We start from the raw sequence: 23,176 nt of genomic DNA, 5'->3' as shown, positions 1-23,176 counted from the left end.
AATCCGAGGCAAGGATGGAACTTCAAATCGAGGACGGCCCGGGGCCGGCCTACCGCCGGCTCGCCGATGCCCTGGCAAAGCGGGTAAGCGAGGGTAAGGTCGCGGTGGGCAGCGCGCTTCCCACCGAGCGCAGCCTGGCGGAGGAGCTTGGCATCGCCCGCGTCACCGTGAGGGCCGCTTACAGAAATTTGTGCGAGGTCGGCATTCTCGAGACGCGCCAGGGCAGCGGCACATTCGTCCGCGCGGTGCCGGCGCGTATCGAGCAGCCTTTGTGGAAGCTTTCCTCCTTCTCCGAGGACATGACGAAACGCGGCTATCGCCCGATGACAACTGTCCTGGCCCTGGCGGTCCTGGAGGCGGCGGCTGATGAAAGGGCCGCGCTCGCCCTTTCCGGCGAGGAGAAGATCATGCGGCTGAAGCGGCTCCGGCTTGCGGACAGGATTCCGCTGGCGATCGAGACTGCAGCCGTGCCGGCACATATCCTGGATGGCGCAGACCCCGGCACGGGCTCGCTCTATCAGCTCCTCGCCGACCGCGGCCACCGCCCCGTGCGGGCCACCCAGCGTTTGAGCGCGGTCTCGCTCGACGGCGCTTCGGCGAAGCTGCTCGAGGTCCCGCGCGGATCGGCGGCCCTTCTCATGGAACGTGTTTCCTACGGAAAGGACGAGCGTCCGGTGGAATATACGAGATCCTTCTATCGCGGTGACGCCTATGATTTTGTCGCCGAACTGAAGGACGGGAGCTTCGACCCACAATGAGCGCTCCGCTCTTCATCGGCCTCGACGCGGGCACGTCGGTTACGAAAGCTGCCGTCTTTGATCTGACCGGGCGACAGCTTGCAGAGGCAAGCCGCAGGACCGTTCTATCGCGCCCGCATCCCGGCTGGAGCGAACTGGATCCCGAGGAGGCGTGGCAGGCTGCGCTGGCGGTCCTGAAAGAGGTGGCCGCGCTGATCGGCGAAGATGCGCATCGGATTGCAGCCATCGGCCTGACGGCGGCGATGGTGGGCGCTTGGGTCGTCGACGGCAAAGGCAATGCCCTGCGGCCAGGCATCACATGGGAGGACAGTCGCGCTCAAAGCTGGATCGACCGTCGTCTTTCCGCCGATCCGCAGTTCCTCAGCCGCATCTTCCTCTCCTCCGGTTCCATGCTGCAGCAGGGGTGCACCCTTCCCGTGCTCGCCTGGCTGGCAGAGAACGAAGGGCAAATTCTCGCCCGCGCCAGCTACGTCATGAGCTACAAGGATTTCCTTCGCATGAGGCTGACCGGCCTTGCTGCGACCGACCGCAGCGAGGCTTCCGTCGTCCCCGGCAGCGCGCGGGAGCGCTCCCGCAATCCGGCAATGATCGAGCTTTTCGATCTCGAGGCACTGGCCCATCTGCTGCCGCCGGTCATGGATTCCGAGAGCTTCATTGGCGGCCTCAGCCCGACTGTGGCGGAAGCTATCGGCGTGCGTGCCGGCTTGCCGGTCGGAATAGGCGCGGGCGACGTACCGGCCACCATAATTGGGGCGGGTGGGCTGTCCACAGGCACGGCGACCGCTGTCCTCGGCACCACCTGCATGGTGGGCGTTTGCCATGACAGGCCGGTTTTCGAACCCAGGGATCTGGGCCTTCTTTTCACGCTGCCGGGCCATCGCTGGTATCGCGCGATGGTGAATGTCGCGGGCACGCTCAATCTCGATTGGGCGTTCTCGGCGCTCGCACCGGATCTTGCCTCGCATCCGGAGCGGTTCGATATGATCAACGAGATGATCGACGTCGTTCCCGCCGGGGCTCATGGTTTGGTTTACCTGCCATACCTTTCCGAAAGCGGCATCATCGCTCCTGTGGTTGACCGCCACGCCCGCGCTCAATTCTACGGCCTCAGCCCACGCCACGATCGCGCAGCGCTTTTCCGCGCGGTGATGGAAGGCGTTGCCTTCGCGATGCGCGACCTTTTCGACGCTTTGGATTTCACCGGAGACCGTGTTCTTCTCACTGGCGGTGGAGCGCAGAACCCGCTCTGGGCCCAGATGATCGCGAACCTTGCAGAAAAAGACGTGCTGGTGCCGAAGGGTACGCAGTTCGGTGCGCGTGGCGCAGCCCTGCTCGCGGCGACCGCCGCCGGCCATTTCCCCTCGATCGTCGAGGCTTCCTCCTCCGTTTCGGGCGGAGGCACGCGCTACCAACCGGATTCCGAGGGCGCGGAAGCGCTCCGCACCGCCCTCGCCCAGTATCGCGAAGCACGCGACAAGCTGCTGAAATGCGAAAATTAAATTGACTCCAGCCCAAGCCGGCGCGACAGTGGTATAGACCACGTAACAATCGGTCTATACCGTTACTAGCGGAAGCCAATGGGCAACGCACCGCTTTATCTGAGGATCGCCTCGGAAGTTGAGGCGGAAATCCGTTCCGGCAGGCTGCGCGCCGGCGAGAAGATCGATTCCGAGCGGGCACTTGCGGAAAAGCTCGGTGTGAGCCGCATGACCGCTCGCCAAGCCATTCAGCACCTTTCGCAGAAAGGCCTCCTCGAAACCCGCAGCGGCCAAGGCACTTTCGTGGGCCAGCCCAGGATCGAGCAGCGGCTCGAGACGCTTGCCGGCTTCACGGAGGAAATGGCCCGGCAGGGGCGGCAAGCCTCAAGCGTCGTCATCTCCTCCGAAACCCTTTCGCCCGACGAGACGTGTCGTCTGGCGCTTGGCCTCGGCCGCGCGCGGCGGGTCCACAGGCTCGTGCGAGTGCGCCTCGTGGACGAAACCGCAGTCGCCTTGGAAAACACCGAGATCGCCGCGGATCGTGCTCCGGGGCTCCTGGAGCTCGCCAATTTCGGCCACGCATCGCTCTATCAGATCCTCCGCTCTGAATTCGGCCTGATACCCACCCGCGCGGAGCAGAGCCTGACGGCCAGCATCGCCGACGGCCAGACGGCCAGGACCCTGCACACCGAAGTCGGCGCCCCGGTGCTGAAGCTTACCCGCCTCACCCGCGATCAGAACGGCAAGGCGCTGGAATTCGTCCGCTCCGTATACCGGGGCGACTTCTTCGTCATGAAAATCAACCTCTCGATTGGAGCCGCCAACCCATCATGACTTCCGTTGCCGACGACTACCTTGCCGATCTCGCCGAGCGGATTTCGAAACTTCGCAGCGATCTTGCCGAACCCATTGGCCGCGCGCAGGAGGCGATCGTGGAGACGGTACGTCGCGATGGCCGGGTTTATGTGTTCGGCACGGGCCATTCTCATATGATCGCCGAGGAGGTACACTACCGAGCCGGCGGACTTGCGATAACCGTGCCGATCCTCGCCGCTCCCATAATGTTGCATGAGGGGGCAGTGACCGGCACCATATACGAGCGCATGGAAGGTGTCGTCCGGCCGATCCTCGACCGTTACGGCATCGGCCCGGACGATATTCTTTTCGTCTCGTCCAATTCCGGCATCAATGCCGCGCCGCTCGAAGCCGCGCGGTACGGGCGGGAAAAGGGGGCGCGCGTGATCGCGATCACGTCCCTCGACTATTCCACGGCGGCAGCCAAAGGCGGTACGCGCCTTGCCGATCTCGCCGATATCGTGCTCGACAATGGAGCGCCTCCGGGCGACGCGGTCCTGTCGGTTCCCGGAAGCGAGCTCAAGGTCGGCCCGGTCTCCACGGCCATTGGCGTGGCCATCATCAACGCGATCTTTGCGGGCGTCGCAGCGCGGCTTTCGTCTGACGGCGACGCGCCGATTTACCTGAGCGCCAATATGCCTGGCGCGAAGGAGGTCAATGCAAAGCTGGTTGCGCGATTCCGACCCCGGAATCCGCATCTCTGACAATGTGATTGGGGTGCCAACAGGGAAAAGGGAACCAACAATGAGAACGCTACTGAAAGCCGCGCTTGCGGGCGCCACTCTGATGACTCCGGCTTCGGCCGCACTCGCACAGGACAAGGTGGAGCTGACACTCTGGCATATGGAGCAGCCGCCGCATCGCGTTCAGCGTGTGCAGGAAGTGATCGATGCCTTCAACGCCGCCAATCCGGACATCGTCGTCAAGCAGGAGCCTCAGAACTGGGGCGAGGTCTATGCAAAAGCACCGGCTGCCATCGCGGCCGGCCAGGGCCCCGATCTCCTCTTCGCCATTCCCGACTTTACGCCGATCCTGAAGGATATCGGGGCGCTCAACTCCGTCGAGGACTTCGTCAAGGAGCTTGATGCCAAGCACGACTTCGTCGACAGCGCTGTCGAGGCCTACAGCTATGATGGCGGGGTCTGGGCCGTACCGCTCTACAATATGGCGATGAACCTCTGGTACCGCAAAAGCGTGTTCCAGGAGGCGGGCATCGAGGTACCGGAGACCTGGGAAGAGTGGAAGGCAGCGGCTGAAGCACTTTCCAAGGACGGCGTTTACGGTATCGGCCTGCCGGCCAACAAGCAGCTCTATACGGATCAGACCGTCTATTCCTTCATGGTGAACGGCGGTGCGACCGAGATCTACAACGAAGACGGCAGCCTGCGCTTCGACAATCCGGAAACGGTCGCCTCTTATCGGTTCTACGCGGACATGCATAAGATGTCGCCCGCAGATTCCACCTCTTGGACCTGGGGCGAGGCGGAGGCCTGCTTCTCCTCGAGAAGCTGCGCGATGGTGCTGCAGTTTACCGTCATCGCAACCTACGACACCCAGGCCGAAGGCGACGCGGCCGATCTTGGCGTGGCAGCCATCCCCCATGCCGAAGGCCAGGAGGGCCATAACACGATCTCCTATGCCAACGCCGTCATGATCCTCGCGAAGGACGAAGCCAAACGCGAGGCTGCGGAGAAATTCATCTCCTTCCTGTTGGAGCCGGAAAACTACGGCCGCTTCCTCAACATGGAACCTGGCCTCTTCATGCCCGTGACTGCAGATGGCGCCAAGGCTGAGAGCTTCTGGTCTGACCCGATGGTGCAGAAATACAAGAGCCAGATCGAGACCGTCATCCAGAATGCCGCGAATGGGCGCCTGTTCGGCTTCACCAGCGGCCGCACCTTCCCCTCCATCGCCGCGATCTCGGCACAGAACATCATCGCTGAGACGCTGCAGAACATGGTCGTAAATGGCCAGAGCGCCGAGGAGGCAGTGGCTGCCGGTCAGGCGCGCATGGAAGAAGTGTCAAAACAGTAAGGAAGCCGCGCCGGATGCTGCAATCCCGAGCCATCGCGTTCGCCTTCGTAGCGCCGGCGCTCCTCTTCCTCGCCGCCATTCTGGGATGGCCCCTGGTTCAGGCGGTCCTGCTTTCGCTGCAGGATGTGAGGGTAATCGGTTCGCCCGGCGCCTTTGTTGGGCTTTCCAATTACGAGCGTGTTCTCGGCGCGCCGGCATTCTGGCGCGCCGTCGGCCTCAGCGCCGTTTGGGTCTTGGCCAATGCCGTCCTTCAAACCGCGCTGGCACTTGCAGCCGCCCTGGTGCTCAACGAGAAGTTCCCGGGCGTGCGCATCGCGCGTACCTGGATCATCATCACCTGGATCGTGCCGACGGTCGTGGTCGTGGTCATCTGGCGATGGCTGTTCTCCACTTCGGGCGGCATGATAAATCCGCTCCTCCTTCAGGCCGGTCTCATAGAAAGGCCGGTGGGCTTCTTCGCAACCCCCTGGACGGCGATGGCCACTCTCGTTTTCATCAATTCCTGGCGCTGGTTTCCCTTCATCGCGCTCATGGTACTGGCAGGGCTCACACGCGTGCCCGAAGAGCTTTACGAGGCCGCGCGCATTGACGGCGCCAATGCCTGGGAACGCTTCAAAAGCATCACCTGGCCGCTGCTTGCTCCCACCCTTTCGGTGCTGGCCGTTATCGGCACGCTGCTCTCCTTCAACGTTTTCGACATCATCTGGCTTTTGACGGCCGGCGGGCCGGCCGGCGGCTCGCGCACCCTGCCCGTTCTTATCTATGAAACCGCCTTCAAGGGCTACCGGCTGAGCGAGGCGGCAGCCATCTCGGTCATCGCCACGGTCCTGCTCATGGCTTTCGCCATACTTGCGACACGCACTTTGGAGAAAGGGGAGGAGCGATGAGTCGTGGTCTCGGCTGGAATGTCGTTCTTGCCGCCTGTCTTCTTTTCTTCGCGGCTTTGATCGGCTTGCCCTTTTGGTGGGTTCTCACCGGGTCTATCAAAATACCGCAGGAAATCATCGCGCGCATGCCGACGATGATCCCTCATTCCTTTACGCTGCAGCATTACCAGAAGCTCTTTTCGGCTTCGGACTATCCGGTCTATTTGATAAACAGCCTTATCGTCGCGACCGCCTCGACCGTACTCACCCTGCTCCTTGCCCTGCCGGCGGCCTATGCATTCTTCCGATTGCGTTTTCCCGGCCGTGCAATCGCCTATCGGACGATCCTGCTCGCTTACGCCTTCCCATCGATCGTGGTCCTGATCCCGCTTTTCGGCCTTTTCGCCAAAGTAGGACTTGTTGATCGTCTGCCCGCATTGATCCTGGTCAACACAGCCTTTGCCCTGCCATTTGCGATCTGGATGCTTCGATCTTTCCTGGCCGGCATCCCCAAGGAGATCGAAGAAGCAGCCGTCATGGACGGCGCGCCGACGCTGACCCTGCTTCGCCACATCATGATCCCGCTGATTGCGCCGGGCATCGCAAGCGTCGGCATCTATGCCTTCATCACGGCCTGGACGGAATATGTCTTCGCTTCCGTACTCATCCTTTCCGATGCAAAGCGCACTCTGCCGGTCGGCTTCTCGGGCATTATCGGCCAGTACCAGATCGACTGGGGCCTGCTTCTGGCAGGTGCTTCCGTAGCTATCATTCCCGTCGTAACGCTCTTTGCATTTGTCGGGCGCGGCTTTGTCAGCGGTCTCACCGAAGGCGCGGTAAAATAGCACGGACCTGTCAATATCTTTAAGCAAACTGAAATCGCACCGTTACGTTGCCCTAAACCCAAATGCGTAAACATCCTTGAGATAGGCGCCTGCTTGCGTTCTCCTGAGCCCTGCCGGCGGATTGCCAGGCTCATGGCCGCGGCAAATCTCCGACGTTTCGTTTAGAGGGCGTTATGATAGTTTGGATTGCAAGCATATTCTTTGCCACGGCTACCTCGTTGCATTTTCCCGTTTCGGCACCATCCAACGCTATGGCAGTGTTGGAATGCGCGAAACATCAAACAGCCCAGCAGGCTGGTATCCTCAAGGCCAGGAGGTGGAGCGAATTCCGCAAAACTGAATGCGGCGGGAATGCCGCCATCGTTAAAAGCGATAGGCACGGCGCGGCGGTCCTGATGATGCCGGTAGATGCCGGCGAAGAAGTAACGTCGAGCATCAAGGTCCAGGAAAACACCGACGACGACATTAGTCCAGGGACAGGAGATGTTGTTTTCCCGTCTGCCATCTCCGAACAGTACTCAGACGAACCTCCGAGAACGGCACGCATGCTTACTTGCTTGGACCAGTATCGCGCCAATAAGGCCACCGGCGGCAATGGCGGCTTGAAATGGATCGGCATGAACAACGGCTATTATAAACAATGCAACAGCTGGTTGGCCGGGCGCTGATCTGCGGGACGGCAACATGGATCGGGTCGCTCCGTCAGGGAGGCCCGGAGCTTTCATACTCAGGCCGATAATCTCAAGACCTATCTGGCACCGCCGGCTTGATAATTGATGCGAGGAACGGCTGCCACCAGGGCCCGTCCCGTGTCCGACTTTGGATTGTCGGTCACCTCCGCTGAAGGTCCATGCTCAACGATCCGCCCACCATCCATTACGGCGATGTCGTGAGAAATCGCCCGCACCACGGCAAGGTCGTGAGAGATGAAGAGATAAGCGATACCCCTGTCGCGTTGAAGCGAAACCAGCAATTCCAGGATCTGGCTTCGGACCGTCACATCAAGGGCCGAGACCGCTTCATCGAGCACGATGAGATCCGGGCCGGTGGCAATGGCGCGAGCGATTGCAACACGTTGACGCTGTCCGCCGGAGATTTCGTGGATCGAGCGAAGCGCGAGCGCAGGGGACAGGCCCACCCGCTCCAGCAGCGCCGCGATATGGCTCGGCCGCTCTCGGCGCCCGGCAATCCGATGGATACGGAGCGGATCGCCGATGGCATCAGCCACGGTTGCGCGCGGATTGAAGGCTGTGAGCGACTCCTGGAACACCATCTGGAGATGCTTGCGCATTGCCCGAAGCTCAGCGCCTCTCAAAGCGCAGAGATCGGTGCCCCGGAATACGACGCTGCCAGCATCAGGCTTCACCAGTTGTAGAAGAACGCGAGCGAGCGTGGATTTGCCGCTGCCCGACGGACCGACCAGCCCCAACGTCCTGCCCCGATCGAGCGTTAGCGAGACATCCTTGAGCGCCGGCACCTGACGCGCTCCGCTCGGATAGGTCTTCGATAGGCCTTCGACCGACAGCAGCATCATGAAGCTACCATAGACGGTGTCGTCAGGTCGATGCTGCTCTCGATCAGCCGCCTCGTATAGTTCTCCTTCGGATCGGTAAGGAGACGCCGTGCTTCCCCCGTCTCCACAAGGCGAGACTGGTGAAAAACGGCGATGCGGTCGGCAAAGCCGGAAGCAAGCGCTATGTCATGCGTTATGAACACGAGCGTCGTGCCCGCTTCGCGCACAAGTTGGTTAAGCAAACGGATGATCTCGGCCTGCACGATCGTGTCCAACGCGCTGGTCGGCTCGTCGGCAATCAGTAATTTCGGGCCGGCGGCAATTGCCGCAGCGATGGCGATCCGCTGACGCTGACCGCCGGAGAACTGGTGTGGAAACGACCGAAGCACCTGCTCGGATCGCGGAATCCGCAGTTTTGCGAGCAGTTCTTGCGCCTCCGCCAAGGCTGCGCGCCAGCCCAGCCCCTTGTGCCGTCGCACCACCTCGGCAATCTGCTCGCCGATTGTCAGCACCGGGTTCAGACTTGCACTCGCATCCTGGAATATGAAACCGATATCCCGGCCCGCAACAGGCTCGCGGCCGAGCCCCGGCCATGAAATCACACCTCCCTGGACTGCGTTTTCCGGCAGCAGGCTTGCTAGCGCGAGTGCCAGCGTGCTCTTCCCCGAACCGCTCTCGCCGATGATCGCCAGCCGCTCGCCTTCGAGAATCTCGAGATTTACCGATGAAAGCGCGGCATGCGCCACTCCGCCCGCACGGTAGCGCACCGAAAGGCCGTGAAGGATAGCGATCGGCAGGCTCATGAGCGGATCCCACGCACAGCGAGGGCATTGTTCAAGCCTTCCGCGAAGAAGTAAACGCCGAGGACTGTGATAACGAGGCCAATGCCCGGGATGATCGAGAGATAAGGTGCGGAGCGAAGCACATTGCGGCCCTCCGCAATCATCGCACCCCAAGTGACCGTGTTCGGGTCTCCAAGACCGAGAAAGGAAAGGGCTGCTTCGATGAGCACGGCGCCCGCCACGATGACCGAGCTCAGCGCCAGCACAGGCGGTAGCGCATTCGGCAACACCTCGCGGAAGGCGATCTCCGCCGGGTGCATGCCGATCACGCGCGCGGAAGCGACATAGTCACGCTCGCGGATCGAAAGGACCTCGGCACGGGCAAGCCGGGCCGGACCAGTCCAGGCGCCGAGTGCAATGGCAAGCACCACGACAGGAAGAGAAGCTCCAAGGACGCTCACAAAGGCAAGCGCCAGGAGAAGGCCGGGTACGATCTGAAATGCTTCGACCACGCGCATCAGGACCTCGTCCGCCAAGCCCCCAGCCAGACCCGCGACGGTGCCTACGAGTGAACCGATGGCGAGCGCGACCAGAGCCGCGGCAAGCCCGACCGCCAGTGAAGCCCGCGCCCCATGGACAAGGCCTGCGAGCACATCTCTGCCGAGGCGATCCGTTCCCAGCGGAAACGCCGGATCGCTGAACGGAGGAACCAATGCCGGCCCTGCGATGGAGAGCGGATCGGCCGGGAAGAGGACATTCGCGAAGATGGCCGCTGCAATCGGCAGGGCCAGAAGGATCAGCCCAGCCAGGCCCTCGGGAGAGCGGATGAGGCGAGAGACCGTCTTCACGCCCTCCCCTCCGATGCGCCGACGCGAGGATCAAGCAAGGCGTAGGCGATGTCGACCAGAAGATTGATGATGAGCACCAGCACGGCACTCACGATGATGATGCCGATCAAAAGCGGCGCGTCGCGCCCAGCCACCGCCTCCTGCGCCAGCCGGCCAAATCCCGGTATCGCGAAAACACTCTCGATGACGACGCTGCCGCCCAGCATGGCCGCCGCCTGGAGACCAAGCATCGTGACGAGAGGAAGCAGCGCGTTGCGCGCCACATGCCTAAGCACGATCCGCCGCCGGGCCAGCCCTTTGGCCCGGGCTGCAAGCACGAAATCCTGCCGCCAGGTCTCGGCCATGCCGGCGCGCATCATCCTCAGGAAGAGTGCGAGATAAATGAGGCCCAATGCACTCACCGGCAAAACCAGATGACGAGTGATATCGATTGCCCGTGCCAGCCCCGTCTTGCCGGACGCGATGGTCTCGATCCCGGACGTCGGTAACCAGCGTAGCTGGACGGCGAAGATGATGATGAGCACAAGCCCGAGCCAGAAGCTCGGCACCGCATAAAGCGCAAGGGATCCGATCGAGAAGAACCGGTCAAACACGCTGCCCGGGCGCGCCCCGGCGATGATGCCGAGCAAGGAGCCCAGTGTGAAGGAAAGTGCGAGAGCAGCTCCCATCAGCCACATTGTATTCGGCAGCCGCTCGAGGATCAGGTCACGGATAGGTCGCCCGAACTGCACCGACCATCCAAGATCGAGATGCGCGAGCGAAGTGAGATAGACCCAGAGGCGCACCAGTGCCGACTGGTCGAGGCCGTAGCTCTCCCTGAGCGCCTGGACGAGCGCCGGATCCCCCCCGCCAATGGTGACGAGATAGGCGTCGACGGCATCTCCGGGCGCCAGTTCCAGCAGGAAAAATGTGCCGACGATGACGATGAGCAGCACCGGAATGCTGCTCACCAGTCTCCGCCTAAGCAATCGCAACGCCCGTTTCATATGGATCTCGATGGGGAGCGGTATTCAGCTGAATTCAGCCGGAGGAACACATACCCATTCGTACCCCTCTCTGACCAGGCAGGCCAGAGGGAGGCATGAAGGAACGCAGACCCTCTGCCGATGTCTCCGAAGGTTCCTAGACTTCGGTGTCCGCCCAGTTGGAAACGGCCCAGCGCGGATTGTTCGAGACATTCTTGACGTTGCTGCGTGCCACGGTAACGAATCCCCATTCCGCGACATTGATAAGCGGCAATGTCTCGGCGACAAGTCTCTGGAACTGCTTGAAGAGTTCAGTCCGTTCCGCCGTATCGACGGTCGTGTTGGCCTTGTCGATCAGCGCGTCGAGCTTGCCATTCTGGAAACCGCCCTGGTTCGAAAAGGGCACGCCCGCGGGAATGCCGCTCCTCACCAGGATTGTGGTCGAGATGGCCGGATCGCCGCGGAAGACAGGAGGAGCCACCGCCAGGTCGAAATCATGATCGGTGTAAACGGCCTTCTGGTGCGCTGCCGAATCATTGTTCACGATCTGCGCATCGATCCCGATCTTGGCCAGCGCCTGGCGCAAATAATCCCCGAACTGGCGAGTCTCGCTGAAATAGGGCGCGGGCAGAAGCTTCAGCGAAAAGCGGGTGCCGTTCGCGTCTCTGGAATAACCCGCTTCGTCCAGCAGCGCATTGGCCGTTTCGACGTTGAAATCGTAAGTCGGCACGGAAGGATCGTAGAATTCCGGCGCATTCTTCGGAACGATGCCGGTCGACGCGGTCGCGTAACCGAGAAAGATCGTGTTTACGACGAAATCCTTGTCGATTGCATGGGCGATCGCCTGCCGGACTTTCAAGTCTGCGAGTTCCTTGCGCCGATGGTTGATCTCCACGACGAGCTGATAGGTGAGCGCCTCATAGCCCTTGGTGTAGACCACGATGCCATCCACCTTGGAAATGCGCGCGAGATCGGAGAGGGGCACCTGGCTGAAAGCGGCAAGCTGGATCTCCTCGGCCTCCAGCGCGCCGGCAGCCGCCGCACGATCCGGCAGCACGCGGTAGATGATCTCGTCGAGCTTGGGCAGGCCCTCGCCCCAATAATCCTCGTTCCTGACCAGCCGGTAGTATTCGCCTGGCCGGTACTCCGCAAATTTGAAAGGACCGGTGCCGATGAGCTGGTTGTTCTTCGGGCTCGTCGCGATATCGGTTTCGTCTGCGAAGACATGCTTCGGTATCACCGCCGTGACGGCCGGAAGCGCATTGCGGATGAGCTGGAAGGGAGTAGGCTTGGAGAAGCGGAAGATCGCCGTATGCTCGTCGGGCGTATCGACCGCCTCCAGATTGGCGAAGACCAACCTGCCGAGATTTTGCAGCGGTTTCCAAACCTGGAGCGCGGAGAAGGCGACATCTGCCGAGGTGAAGGGCTGGCCGTCGTGCCAGGTCACCCCTTCCCTAAGCCAGAATGTCGCGAAAAGCCCGTCATCCGAGCCCTCCCACGAAACCGCCAGCCGCGGCGCAAGGCCCTCCGGCCCATCGTAGGAGGCTTCCGCCAGAGGCTCGACAATCTTGCTCGATATGAAAAACACGCCATTCGAGGCCACGATGGCCGGATTGAGATTCTTCGGTTCCGAATCCGCCGCCACGACAAGGCGCCCGCCCGGAGCCTGGGCGAAAGCGATTTTGGGCATCACGGTCGAGGCGAACAGAAACGTGCTCCCCTTGAGCAGCAAGCGGCGTGAGAGATCGTGAACAGTCATGGCATGGCTCCGAAAACAGCGCGGCATTCTCCCGCGCCCATGAGGATTATGTCCATTTCGGGGGAACTGCCAGTCTGATGGAGGGATAGAAATGCTTCCGAGAAGCGATGCAGGGGAAATTCCTGCCAGATGCCCCTTCGCCGACGTGAAACGCCGTCCACCAGTTGAAGCTTGGGATCACTAACGCTACCTGACTTCCATGAGGCATGGCAGAGGCGCTAGGATGGACGGCAGAGCAAGATTTCGAGCGGTGCGGTCTCGCAATATGACTTTCCGCTCCCTGGTCCTGTTCCCGGCAATTGCCGGGTTCCTTTCCGGCTGCGGGATGGGCGGGATGGCGAGTGCCGTTCGGACCACCGGCGAGAGCTTCGATCGTGCCGAATGCATGGCACGGGACGCAAAGGGGGAGCCTGCGTGCCAGACACCCCCGGGCGATCAGCGATAGGCTTCCACGCAATCGGCCATCGTTTCCGCAATTGGGTGCGTGAAGCGATGGGCGACGCAAGCTGCAGGTTCAGTCCGGCAGCTTGCGAACGGCCCCCTTGTCGGCGCTCGTGGCAAAGGCGGCGTAGGCCTTGAGAGCGGTTGTCACTTGACGCCTGCGGTTTTCCGCCGGCTTCCAGCCCTTGGCATCCTGCTCCGCACGACGGCGCGTGATTTCGGCATCGTCCACGGCCAGGCGGATCTTACGGTTCGGAATGTCGATCTCGATGAGGTCACCTTCCCGCACCAGGCCGATAAGCCCGCCATTGGCAGCTTCCGGTGACACGTGCCCGATGGAAAGGCCCGAAGTGCCGCCCGAGAAGCGCCCATCCGTCACCAGCGCGCAGGCTTTTCCAAGCCCCTTCGCCTTCAGATAGCTGGTGGGGTAGAGCATCTCCTGCATGCCAGGTCCGCCCTTCGGCCCTTCATAGCGGATGACGACCACATCGCCCGCCTTGACCTCATTGCTCAGGATGCCTTTGACAGCCGCGTCCTGGCTTTCGAAAACCCTGGCTGGGCCGGTAAAGGTGAGGATGGACTCGTCCACGCCTGCGGTCTTCACGATGCAGCCGTCCTCGGCCAGATTGCCCTTCAGAACGGCAAGTCCGCCATCCCTGGAGAAGGGATGTTCTGCGCTGCGGATGACGCCGTTCTCGCGGTCCAGGTCGAGTTCGTCCCAGCGCCGGTCCTGGCTGAAGGCCTGCTGGGTCGGCACGCCGCCCGGCGCGGCCATGAAGAACTCGCGTACCTTCTGACTGTTCGTGCGCGCAACGTCCCAATGCTCGATGGCATGGCCAAGCGTGGTGGAATGGACGGTCGGAAGATCGCGGGTGATCAGGCCCGCACGATCAAGTTCGCCCAGGATCGCCATGATGCCACCGGCCCGGTGCACATCTTCCATATGCACATTCGAAGTGGCGGGAGCGACCTTGCAAAGCACCGGTACCCGCCGGGAAAGGCGATCGATGTCCTCCATGGTGAAGTCCACCTCCGCCTCGTGCGCCGCCGCTAGTAGGTGCAGAACGGTGTTGGTCGAGCCGCCCATGGCGATATCGAGCGTCATCGCGTTCTCGAAGGCGGCGAAGCTGGCGATCTTGCGCGGCAGAACGCTCTCGTCGTCCTGCTCGTAATAACGGCGCGCAAGGTCCACGATCAGGTGCCCCGCTTCGACGAAAAGCCGCCGCCGGTCGGCATGGGTGGCAAGTGTCGAGCCGTTGCCCGGAAGCGCAAGGCCCAGCGCCTCGGTCAGGCAGTTCATCGAATTGGCGGTGAACATGCCCGAGCAGGAGCCGCAGGTAGGGCAGGCCGAGCGCTCGATCACCTGCACGTCCTCGTCGCTTACGCTGTCATCCGCGGCGGCGACCATCGCGTCTACGAGGTCCAGCGCCTTCTTCTGGCCGGAGAGGACGACCTTGCCCGCTTCCATCGGCCCTCCGGAGACGAAGACGGCAGGAATGTTGAGCCGCAATGCGGCCATGAGCATGCCCGGCGTGATCTTGTCGCAATTGGAGATGCAGACCATGGCGTCGGCGCAGTGCGCATTCACCATATATTCGACCGAGTCCGCGATCAGCTCGCGCGACGGCAGCGAATAGAGCATTCCGTCATGGCCCATGGCGATGCCGTCGTCCACCGCGATCGTATTGAACTCCTTGGCCACGCCGCCCGCCGCCTCGATCTCGCGCGCCACGAGCTGGCCGAGATCCTTCAGGTGCACGTGCCCCGGCACAAACTGCGTGAAGGAGTTGACGACGGCAATGATCGGCTTGCCGAAGTCGGAGTCCTTCATGCCGGTGGCGCGCCAGAGGCCGCGTGCTCCGGCCATGTTGCGGCCATGGGTAGTCGTGCGAGAGCGATAAGCTGGCATTTTCTTCCAGACGTGAAATCAGGACAGGACAGACCGGCAGCGCAAGGGCCACCATACGGGCTCGTTGATAAACCCCGACCAGGCGAAGCGCAAGCTTCACCGGCGCATCGCCGATGGCGGCGGTTCAAAAACCGAACCTGCGCTATATCTCCTTGGGGATTGCGCTTCGAGAACGAGTCGTTAATCGTCACGCCTGATGCTGCAACCTGAACCCTATGCAAGCTGTCACGTTCAAGGTCGGATACGGTGCCCGGATCGCCTCTCGCAAAGCCCTTTCAAAGCATCGACTTCCGCCTTCTCTGGACAGCGAGCCTGGTTTCCAATCTAGGCGGCCTTATCCAGGCGGTCGGCGCCGGATGGATGATGGCGACCATCGCCGCCTCCGACGACATGGTCGCGCTGGTTCAATCGGCAACCACGCTGCCTGTGATGCTCTTCTCGCTTGCGGCCGGAGCGCTGGCAGATAGCTTCGACCGGCGGCTCATCATGCTGGTTGCGCAGACCCTCATGACGATCGTCTCCGTCGCCCTGGCCGTGATGACCATCCTGGGCGTGATGACGCCTTGGCTGCTTCTTGCCTTCACCTTTCTGATCGGTTGCGGCACCGCGCTTCATAATCCCTCCTGGCAGGCTTCCATGGGCGATATCGTTCCCAGGGAAGACATCCCCGCGGCGGTTACGCTGAACAGCATGGCTTTCAACCTGATGCGCAGCGTCGGCCCGGCGATAGGCGGTGTCATCGTTGCCGCTGCTGGAGCAGCAATGGCCTTCGCGTTCAACGCGATTAGCTACTTACCGCTCATCCTGGCCCTTCTGCGCTGGAAGCATCGCCGGCTTCCGGCGTCCCTTCCCCGGGAGGCTTTCGGCCATGCGGTGTCTGCGGGCGTCCGCTATGTCGTGATGTCGCCCAACCTGCTGCGGGTCATCTCGCGAGGCTTCCTTTTCGGCCTTGGCGGTGTCGCGATCCTGGCGCTGCTGCCCCTTGTAGCGCGAGACCTTATAAGCGGCGGTGCCATCACCTACGGCCTCCTGCTCGGCAGCTTCGGAATAGGCGCGATCGGCGGTGCACTGCTGAACACCCGCGTCCGCGAGACCTTCAACAACGAGACGATCGCGCGCGGTGCCTTTGTCGTATTCGCGCTGAGCGCAACCATATTGGGCTTGAGCGGGCAGGTCTGGCTGAGCTGCCTCAGCCTGCTGCCTGCCGGTGCATGCTGGGTGCTGACCCTTTCGCTCTTCAACGTTTCGGTGCAGCTCTCCACGCCGCGTTGGGTGGTCGGCCGTGCGCTCTCCATCTACCAGACGGCGACATTCGGCGGCATGGCCGCGGGAAGCTGGCTTTGGGGTCTCGTGGCAGATACTTACGGGCCGACCACGGCCCTCGTCGCCTCGGCTGCCACGCTGATCTTCGCAGTGGTCATAAGCTTGCGCTTTGCACTGCCTGAATTCGCCAAGCTCAATTTGGACCCGCTGGGCGAGTTCGAGGAACCCGCCTTGAGACTCGATCTGCGCGCCCGCAGCGGTCCGATCATGATCATGGTGGACTATGAAATCGAGCAGCAGGACGTGCCTGCCTTTTTGGCGGCGATGGCCGAACGGCGGCGTATCCGGCTTCGCGACGGTGCGCGCCAGTGGGCGCTTCTTCGCGACCTGGAAAATCCGAACCTTTGGACCGAAACCTACCACGTGCCCACTTGGGTGGAATATATCCGCCACAATCTGCGCCGGACCAAAGCGGATGCAGAGATCACCGCAAAGCTCAGAAGGCTGCATCGCGGTGACCGGCCCCCTCGCGTTCACCGTATGATCGAACGCCAGACAGTCCCCATGCATGACGACATGCCGATTAAGGAAAATCCCGAAGTGCCATGATCCCGCTCCACCCTCCCTGAGGAGGGTGGGCCTCATTCATGTCGTTGATCCGCTCTGCGCGCTCGCCTGCAGTTCCTCTTCGGGGATATCGTCGAAGGAAGCATAGTTCAGGTTATAGAGCTTCGAATAAAGCCCGCCTCTTGCCATGAGCTGGTCGTGGTTGCCGGTTTCGATCAGCTGACCGTTCTGCAGGACGATGATGCGGTCGGCGCCCCGGATGGTCGCGAGACGGTGGGCGATGACGAGGCCGGTACGCCCTTCGAGCAGTTTCACCAGCGCCTTCTGGATCAACATCTCCGTATAGCTATCGATATTGGCAGTGGCTTCGTCCAGCACCAGTATTTTCGCGTCGGCAACGAGCGCACGGGCGAAGCTGATCAACTGACGCTGGCCGAGAGACAGGTTGCCGCCCCGCTCCTCCAGCATCGCATCATAACCGCCGGCCAGGGTCATGATGAAGTCGTGTGCGCCCACCGCCTTCGCCGCTTCGATGACTTGCTCGCGCGTGGCGTCGGTCATGTGATAGCGGATGTTCTCGAACACGGTGCCGGTGAAGAGGAATGGCTCCTGCAGCACCATGGCGATCTGGCGGCCGAGCGATTCCTGCGTGAGATCGCGCACGTCATGGCCGCCGACCAGAACCTGCCCCTGCTGTACATCGTAGAAGCGATGGACCAGCGCCATGGCGCTGGACTTTCCCGAACCGGTCGGCCCGACCAATGCCACCGTCTCGCCCGGATTGACCCGGAACGAGACGTTCTTCAGCACCGGGTGCTTGGGATTGTAGCCGAAGGTCACATCCTTGAACTCGACCGAGCCGTCCATGTCGGGCGAAAGCACCTTGGCGTCCGGCTTGTCCTGAACGTCCACCTTGACGTCGAGTACATCCGTCAGCCGCTTGCCCGAAGCCATGGCGCGCTGCATCACCGAATATTGCAGCGTCAGCGAGCGGATAGGGTCGAAGAAGCGCTGGATGTAGAAGAGGAATGCGACCATCACGCCAATATCGAGGCTGGCATTCACGACCATCGAGCCGCCGACCACGATCACCACGGCCATGGCGATGCCCGTGAGCGTGTCGACGATCGGCACCATCACCTGGGCGTATCTGGCGGCGGTCAGATGTGTCTTCAGATTGGCGTGCGCCTTGTCGTCATAAAGGACGAAGTTCACCTGCTGCCGGTCCATCGATTGCACGGCACGTACCCCGTGGATCGCCTCGGCGAGCGCGCCGTTCGCGACGGAGTTCGTCTCGTGCGCGGCCATGAAGGCGTTACGGGCGCGCGGCAGCCAGAAGAGCCGCACGATGAAGAGGACGGGCAACACGGAAAGCGTGAGCAGGCCAAGGCGGAAATCGAGCCACAGCATCACGACGACGATGCCGAAGAGCAGTGCGATGTCGCCAACCGAGAGCACGCAGGTTTCCAGGAATTCCTGCATGGAGTTGACGTCTCCCTGCAGGCGCGACATCAGCCGCCCCACCTCCGTCTTGTCCATGAAGGAAAGCGACACCCTCTGCAGATGACCGAACATCGCGCGGCGAATGTCGAAGAGGACATTCTCTGCCACTTTTCCGACCACGGTCTCCTGCGTGTAGCTGGCAGCATAATTGATCAGGATCGCAAGCAGGAAAGCGCCGCAGGCAATGAAGAGCGGCAGGAGGTCGATCCCGCCGAGCGCCATGCCGTGGTCGATCGCGTAGCGGATGATCAGCGGAATGACGAGCTGGGTGGCCGTGAAGATCAGCACGGCCGCCACCGCAACATAGACTTTGGCGCGGTAGGGCTTCACAAAGGCCCAGATGCGTTTGACGATGTTCTTGTCGAACGCCCTGCCGAACATCTCCTCTTCGATGCGGTGCGAGCCCACCACCGCGCGCGGCGGCCGGCGTCCGTCATCTCGCACATCATTGCGTTCGGCTTCCAGCTCTCCGGCATGGCCCTGTGCCATCAGCCTGCCTCCCCATACTCGTTCAGCACCTCGTCGCCCGGGCGCACCTGCAGATCGTAGAGGGCCTTGTAGCGGCCGCCTTTGGCCAGAAGATCCTCATGAGTGCCGCGCTCGACGATCTCACCGTTTTCGACGAACAGGATTTGATCAGCATGCATGAGGGAGCTCAGCCGATGCGCGATGATGATGGTCACCCGATCCTTCGCAAATTGGCGCATGGCCGACCGGATGCGCTGCTCGGTTGCCGCGTCGATGGCAGCGGTGGAATCGTCGAAGATGATGACCGACGGCCGCAGCATCATGGTTCGAGCGATGGTGAGGCGCTGGCGCTGCCCGCCCGAAAGCGAAACGCCGCGTTCGCCCACCACCGTCTTGTAGCCGGCCGGCAATCCGAGGACGTAATTGTGGAGCTGGGCATATCCGCTTGCGCGCTCGATACGCTGCTCATGCGCCCAGGGGTCACCATAGGCGATGTTGTTTTCGATGGTCGTGGTGAAGAGGAACGCATCCTGCTGGACCACCGCCACGGCCTTGCGCAGGGAGCCGAGCGTGACGTCGCGAATATCCTGGCCGTCGAGCGTGATCCGTCCACCCGTCACGTCGTAGAAGCGCGGGATCAGATGCGCGATGGTCGACTTGCCCGAGCCGGGAGGGCCGACAATGCCGATCGTTTCACCCTTCCTCGCCTCGAAGCTGACGTTCCTAAGGATCGGCCGTTCCGCCGCCATGGGATAAGCGAAGGAGACATCCTCAAACCGGAGCGTGCCGTTCTCGATCTCGAGCGGCTTTGCGTCCGGCGCATCCTTGATGGCCACCTCCATGTCCAGAAGACCGAACAGCCGGGAGCCACATGTCGACGCGCGTGCGAAGGAATTCACCATCAGACCGATCTGCCGGACCGGCATCTGCAGGATGGTCATGAAGGTGAGGAAGGTGGCGAGCGTGCCGACGCTGATTTCGCCTGCCATCACCTTCCTGCCGCCAAAGAGCAGCACCAACCCCATGGAAAAGAAGAAGGAGAACGTCATGGCCGACGTGTTGCGGACGCGAATGTTGACGCGCTCATGGGCAAGATCGAGCGCATTCTTGGAGGCGCGGTCGAACTTGAGCATCTCGTAGGCCTGGCTGGCGAAAGCTCGCACCACGCGGATGCCGCCGAGATTTTCCTCCATGACACGGCTCAGGACCGACAAGCGCTCCTGCAGATCAAGCCAGGTGGCGCGCAACGTGAGTTGCGTCACCGAGGAGCGCCACGCCACAAAAGGCACGAAGCTCAAAGCCAGAAGACCGAGCACGAGATCTGTCGAAAGAAGCAAATAGGCGCCGATGCCGATCAGCATGAACAGCAGCACGGCGCGGACCAGGCCGGTGGAAAAATACATCCGCACGCCTTCCAGATCGAGCATGCCGATGGTGATGAGATCGCCGGAATGCACCTGATCGTGGAACGAGAAAGAAAGCCGCTGGATCTTCTCGTAGCAGGCGAGCCGCAATTCGTAGCCGATATGGTGGCCCACAGCTTCGGCGAAATAGTTTTGCGACATGGTGAACAGGCCGCGTAGCGTACTGACCGCAAGAAGCAGCAGAGCGGAGGTCCAAAGCGCCTGCTCGGCAACCGCCCCCGCCGCCCCTCCTGCGAAAACGCTCTGGGCCTGGTCGACCGCGCGGCCCAAAAGTTGTGGGATCGACAGCTGCAGGGTCGCTGCGATGATGGTCGAACCGATCGCAAACGTCACCTGCCAGGGATGGCGGAAATTCATGCGCGTGATGCGGGCCAGTATGTTGAGGCCTTTGCCCCAGCTCGCCGCATTCACATGCGCAAGCGCGTCCCGAGGCTTCGTCGCGCTGCCGATGGCTTCGCTACTCACGATGATGTTCCAGATTGATTTGGCTTAACGCGGCGGCGCGTCCGACGACTCGCCGTCAGAAATACTTCTCAGGCAATAAGGCAATGCTACGGCCTTTCAAGTACTTTTCCGCATGAGAAGCTGGAATTTCAAAGTTACTCTCGGCAGCCCGGGCCGGGCGTCGATATGTTGCAAGACGGCCACATATCCGGACGAACCGGTTCCAAGGGCTTGGCCTGGGCATCTTCTTTGTATAAGAAGCCTCCTCCCGTTTAGCCCTTCCAAGGAGGTCACGAATGCCAGCATTCGGCTCTTCCCATGAAGGCAGCGGCTTGATGTTCCGGCATCACGGTTAGGTCACAGACCGCCGGCCACGCCGGGTTCTCAAGGCGACTGCCGCCCGTGCGCCTCCACCAGGAAGCGCATTTTCATTAAACCGGCAGCGCTTTTGGACAGTCTTCTGTCCAACGCCATTCTTCAAAATCTCTATTTGGGACCGGATGCCCTGCGTATCCGGTGAACATCATGGCTTCTTTTCGCAATGCCCTCAAAGGCAATGCCTTTGGCGACGTGTTTCGTTTCTGTGGCCTGCATTGGCGCCGGCAGCCGCGCAGGCTGGCCGTCATCGTCGGCGCATTTCTGCTGTCTACGATGGCCGACGTTCTGACCCCGCTCTATTCAGGCCGGCTCGTTGACGCGGTGGCGCGCGGGGCGGCCACGGACGAACTGGCCTGGAACGCGGCAATCACCGCGTTTCTGGTGCTGCTCGGCCTTTCGGCCGGGGCCATCGTCCTGCGGCACATCGCCTTCATCGCGATCGTCAATCTTACGCTGAAGATGATGTCGGAGGTTGCGTCCGATGCGTTCCACCGCATTCAGCGCTTCTCGACCGACTGGCATGCCAACAGCTTTGCCGGCTCGACCGTGCGCAAGATTACGCGTGGCATGTGGGCGCTCGACCTCCTCAACGACACGCTCCTGATGGCCCTGCTCCCCTCGCTTGTCATGCTGGTGGGTTCCACCATCATATTGGGTTGGTACTGGCCTCTGATGGGTGCCATCATCGCCATAGGCTCGATCATATATGTCGCGCTGACGGTTTCCCTTTCGCTTGGCTATGTGGCGCCTGCCGCAAGTCTCGCAAACGCTTGGGATACACGGCTTGGCGGCGCGCTCGCCGACGCCGTCTCCTGCAATGCGGTGGTGAAGGCGTTCGGCGCGGAGGGGCGCGAGGAGCGGCGTCTCCTGCATGTCATCGGGAAGTGGCAGGATCGCACCCGCAGGGGTTGGGTGCGCGGTACGATCAACGGTACGACGCAAGGCGTCACGTTGCTGGTACTTCGGGCATCCGTGATCGGCTTTGCCATCGTGTTGTGGATGGGTGGCCGGGCGACGGCGGGCGACATAGCCTTCGTGCTTACGGCATTCTTCGTCCTGCAGGGCTATCTGCGCGACGTCGGCATGCACGTGCGCAACCTGCAACGCTCGGTCAACGATCTGGAAGAGCTCGTCGCCATTCATGGTGAGCCGCTAGGGGTGGAGGACCGGCCCGGCGCAAAGCCTATTCTCGTGCGTGACGGACAGATCGATTTCGAGAAGGTCACCTTCCACTATCACGGCCATGCATTGCCGCTCTACCGGGATTTCTCGCTCACCATCAGGCCCGGCGAGCGGGTCGGATTGGTGGGCCATTCCGGATCCGGCAAGACGACCTTCGTCAAGCTGATCCAGCGGCTTTATGACGTGACCGGCGGTCGAATCCTGATCGACGGGCAGGACATTTCGAAGGTCCAGCAATCGTCGCTCAGGTCGCAGATCGCGATCGTGCAGCAGGAACCGATCCTTTTCCACCGCTCGCTGGCGGAAAACATCGCCTATGCGCGACCAGGCGCTACCATGGCAGAGATCGAGCACGCGGCAAAGCTCGCCAGCGCGCATGATTTCATCGCCAGCCTGCCGAAGGGCTACGCAACGCTGGTGGGCGAACGGGGCGTGAAGCTCTCAGGCGGCGAGCGCCAGCGCGTGGCGATCGCCCGCGCCTTCCTGGCAGATGCTCCGATCCTGATCTTCGACGAGGCAACCTCGAGCCTCGATTCTGAATCGGAGGTTCTGATCCAGCAGGCGATGGAGCGACTGATGGTCGGGCGCACGACCCTCGTCATCGCGCACCGGCTCTCGACGGTGCGTTCTCTCGACCGCCTCCTGGTCTTCGACAAGGGGCGGGTCGTCGAGGAGGGTGACCACGCTGAGCTCATCCGGCTCGAGGGCGGCATCTACCGCCGGCTCTTCGAACGGCAGGCACTGGAGCTCACGAAGGGCTTTGCGTAAAGGACAAGATCAGCAGGCGCCGGGCATGTCGCCAGGCGCTCTCTGGCTCTGGCACCCCTGCGTAAAGCATGTAACAACGCCCAATGAGATTCCTCGGGCCGGTCTTCGCGGCCGGCCCGCCGAGAC

Annotated in this window: 18 protein-coding genes; 10 read left to right on the top strand and 8 right to left on the bottom strand. The window is 61.9% G+C overall.

Going from position 1 to position 23,176, the window contains the following annotated elements; all coding sequences use genetic code 11:
- The first annotated feature begins 14 nt into the window (after positions 1-14).
- The 8 genes from CHEJ32_RS0107215 (at position 15) to CHEJ32_RS24140 (ending at position 7,504) form a co-directional block, all read left to right on the top strand.
- Positions 15-758 (top strand): GntR family transcriptional regulator, encoded by a 744-nt coding sequence (locus CHEJ32_RS0107215; RefSeq protein ID WP_156936639.1) that lies wholly within the window; start codon positions 15-17, stop codon positions 756-758.
- Entirely contained in the window at positions 755-2,257 is a 1,503-nt protein-coding gene (locus tag CHEJ32_RS0107210; protein ID WP_028033258.1) for an FGGY-family carbohydrate kinase, read from the top strand. Before CHEJ32_RS0107215 ends, CHEJ32_RS0107210 begins: the two co-directional genes overlap by 4 nt.
- A 78-nt stretch (positions 2,258-2,335) precedes the next feature.
- Complete coding sequence (locus tag CHEJ32_RS24145) at positions 2,336-3,070, top strand: GntR family transcriptional regulator (RefSeq protein WP_051469526.1); 735 nt, start codon at positions 2,336-2,338, stop codon at positions 3,068-3,070.
- On the top strand, positions 3,067-3,795 hold the full coding sequence (locus CHEJ32_RS0107200; protein WP_028033257.1) for an SIS domain-containing protein: 729 nt from the start codon (positions 3,067-3,069) through the stop codon (positions 3,793-3,795). Before CHEJ32_RS24145 ends, CHEJ32_RS0107200 begins: the two co-directional genes overlap by 4 nt.
- A 40-nt stretch (positions 3,796-3,835) precedes the next feature.
- Complete coding sequence (locus CHEJ32_RS0107195) at positions 3,836-5,125, top strand: ABC transporter substrate-binding protein (protein WP_028033256.1); 1,290 nt, start codon at positions 3,836-3,838, stop codon at positions 5,123-5,125.
- A gap of 14 nt (positions 5,126-5,139) precedes the next feature.
- Entirely contained in the window at positions 5,140-6,012 is an 873-nt protein-coding gene (locus tag CHEJ32_RS0107190; protein ID WP_028033255.1) for a carbohydrate ABC transporter permease, read from the top strand.
- Positions 6,009-6,836, top strand: a complete 828-nt coding sequence (locus tag CHEJ32_RS0107185) for a carbohydrate ABC transporter permease (RefSeq protein WP_028033254.1) — start codon at positions 6,009-6,011, stop codon at positions 6,834-6,836. The genes CHEJ32_RS0107190 and CHEJ32_RS0107185 overlap by 4 nt, the downstream gene beginning before the upstream one ends.
- 173 nt (positions 6,837-7,009) lie before the next feature.
- On the top strand, positions 7,010-7,504 hold the full coding sequence (locus CHEJ32_RS24140; RefSeq protein WP_051469525.1) for a hypothetical protein: 495 nt from the start codon (positions 7,010-7,012) through the stop codon (positions 7,502-7,504).
- Positions 7,505-7,584: 80 nt separating this feature from the next.
- On the opposite strand, the gene CHEJ32_RS0107175 is transcribed toward CHEJ32_RS24140, so the two are convergent.
- From CHEJ32_RS0107175 to ilvD, 6 genes are all read right to left on the bottom strand, one after another.
- Complete coding sequence (locus tag CHEJ32_RS0107175; protein ID WP_028033253.1) at positions 7,585-8,370, bottom strand: ABC transporter ATP-binding protein; 786 nt, start codon at positions 8,368-8,370, stop codon at positions 7,585-7,587.
- Complete coding sequence (locus CHEJ32_RS0107170; protein ID WP_028033252.1) at positions 8,367-9,152, bottom strand: ABC transporter ATP-binding protein; 786 nt, start codon at positions 9,150-9,152, stop codon at positions 8,367-8,369. Before CHEJ32_RS0107170 ends, CHEJ32_RS0107175 begins: the two co-directional genes overlap by 4 nt.
- Positions 9,149-9,979, bottom strand: coding sequence for an ABC transporter permease (locus CHEJ32_RS0107165; protein WP_028033251.1), 831 nt, complete (start codon positions 9,977-9,979; stop codon positions 9,149-9,151). The genes CHEJ32_RS0107170 and CHEJ32_RS0107165 overlap by 4 nt, the downstream gene beginning before the upstream one ends.
- Positions 9,976-10,965 carry an ABC transporter permease gene (locus CHEJ32_RS0107160; RefSeq protein ID WP_028033250.1) on the bottom strand — a complete coding sequence of 330 codons (990 nt, stop codon included), beginning with the start codon at positions 10,963-10,965 and terminating at the stop codon, positions 9,976-9,978. Before CHEJ32_RS0107160 ends, CHEJ32_RS0107165 begins: the two co-directional genes overlap by 4 nt.
- Positions 10,966-11,101: 136 nt before the next feature.
- Entirely contained in the window at positions 11,102-12,703 is a 1,602-nt protein-coding gene (locus CHEJ32_RS0107155; protein WP_028033249.1) for an ABC transporter substrate-binding protein, read from the bottom strand.
- 514 nt (positions 12,704-13,217) lie between these two features.
- Positions 13,218-15,053, bottom strand: a complete 1,836-nt coding sequence (gene ilvD, locus CHEJ32_RS0107150) for a dihydroxy-acid dehydratase (RefSeq protein WP_028033248.1) — start codon at positions 15,051-15,053, stop codon at positions 13,218-13,220.
- A 246-nt stretch (positions 15,054-15,299) separates the two neighbouring features.
- Between ilvD and CHEJ32_RS0107145 the strand changes: the two genes are divergently transcribed.
- Positions 15,300-16,925: an MFS transporter gene (locus CHEJ32_RS0107145; RefSeq protein WP_028033247.1), complete on the top strand. Its 1,626-nt coding sequence runs from the start codon at positions 15,300-15,302 to the stop codon at positions 16,923-16,925.
- 36 nt (positions 16,926-16,961) lie between these two features.
- Here the strand turns inward: CHEJ32_RS0107145 and CHEJ32_RS0107140 are convergent, their stop codons facing one another.
- Together CHEJ32_RS0107140 and CHEJ32_RS0107135 are read right to left on the bottom strand one after the other, a co-directional pair.
- Complete coding sequence (locus CHEJ32_RS0107140; protein WP_028033246.1) at positions 16,962-18,875, bottom strand: ABC transporter ATP-binding protein; 1,914 nt, start codon at positions 18,873-18,875, stop codon at positions 16,962-16,964.
- On the bottom strand, positions 18,875-20,743 hold the full coding sequence (locus CHEJ32_RS0107135; RefSeq protein ID WP_028033245.1) for an ABC transporter ATP-binding protein: 1,869 nt from the start codon (positions 20,741-20,743) through the stop codon (positions 18,875-18,877). Before CHEJ32_RS0107135 ends, CHEJ32_RS0107140 begins: the two co-directional genes overlap by 1 nt.
- 504 nt (positions 20,744-21,247) lie before the next feature.
- On the opposite strand from CHEJ32_RS0107135, the gene CHEJ32_RS0107130 reads away from it, so the two are divergent.
- A complete protein-coding gene (locus tag CHEJ32_RS0107130; protein WP_028033244.1) occupies positions 21,248-23,050 on the top strand; it encodes an ABC transporter ATP-binding protein in 1,803 nt (600 codons plus the stop codon).
- The last annotated feature ends 126 nt before the right edge of the window (positions 23,051-23,176 follow it).

This window comes from Chelativorans sp. J32, assembly GCF_000518985.1.
In the GTDB taxonomy this organism is placed as follows: Bacteria; Pseudomonadota; Alphaproteobacteria; order Rhizobiales; family Rhizobiaceae; genus Chelativorans.
The sequence above is the reverse complement of the archived record's forward strand: the minus strand, read 5'-3'. Positions and strand labels throughout refer to the sequence as shown.